We start from the raw sequence: 1,065 nt of genomic DNA, 5'->3' as shown, positions 1-1,065 counted from the left end.
CGTGAGGTGGTAGCGGTGGGTCTTAGGCACTCGCTCGATCAGGCCATGCAGGCGCAGGCGTCGCAACTCGTAGCTCATGCGCCCCGGCGTGATGTCGCCGGGACGCAGTCCCAGCAGCACAGCATAGCCTTGGCGCAGGTCCTGATTGGTAAAGCCGCGTGCGACGAAGACGAACATCACCAACGCATGCAGCAGCGCCTGGACGTTGGGGTCGGCAAAGCGCAGTGCCGTAGCACGCTGCCCGTCAACATGGCGCGGACGCTGCAGGTCCTGGAACGCGTCTTCGCCCAATGCGCAGTCGTGGCTGATCTGCTCAATCTCGAGCATGCGCCGATTGGCGGCAAAGCCGATGCTGCGCAACTCGGGCAAGTTGCGCAGCAGTCGTCCCACGCCGAAGTCGCGGGTGTCGTTGATGGTGGTCTCGGTACGCAGCGCCTGCCCCTCCTTGTGGTACTGCTTGATGCGTGAACGCTTGTAGTCCACATGCAGCGAAGGGGTGACCCCTTCTGTAATCACCCGGGTGCGAAAGCGCCCTGGGGTGCGCCGATTGACGCGGCGATCGAAGATCAGTTGCACTTGGCCGGGACGGCCCAGGTCCAGGTTCTCGCGGATGACCTGCTCGAAGAAGATGCGACCTGTCACGGGTCGGTCGAGGACCTGGGTCAGCGCGAACTCAGCCTGCAGGATCGACAGCGCATAGCGATAGCCGGCGGCTCGGTCGTGCCGATCGAAGGGATGGGGCAAGCGCGCCAGCCATTTGCGTAGCAGTCGGTCGATCTTCTTGTCGTCCAACCCCTCGCAGATGCGCTGCAGCGCCTTGGGGTCTTCGCACGAGAGGATGCCGTTGTCGAGCGCCTCGAAGGCGATACCGCGCTTGCGCAACTGGCACTTGGCGTACTCGTTGCCGTTGATGCACAGCTTGGCGTTGTAGGGGAAGTAGGAACAGAACTTAAGGAAGAACGGGCCGAAGTCCGCGTCGACGCAGTAGAAGTAGTAGTGGTTGACCATCGCGCTGCCATCGACCACCCACGGATAGCTCATGCCGGTGCGTGCGCAGCGACGTCG

At 63.1% G+C, this 1,065-nt stretch carries 1 pseudogene; it reads right to left on the bottom strand.

Annotation, left to right across the window (positions count from 1 at the left end):
- Positions 1-1,041, bottom strand: a pseudogene (locus tag AC3WL8_RS39910) (hypothetical protein); the annotation flags it as partial.
- Positions 1,042-1,065 lie beyond the last annotated feature (24 nt).

The organism is Cupriavidus sp. FW305-F7, from assembly GCF_058782875.1.
The sequence above is the reverse complement of the archived record's forward strand: the minus strand, read 5'-3'. Positions and strand labels throughout refer to the sequence as shown.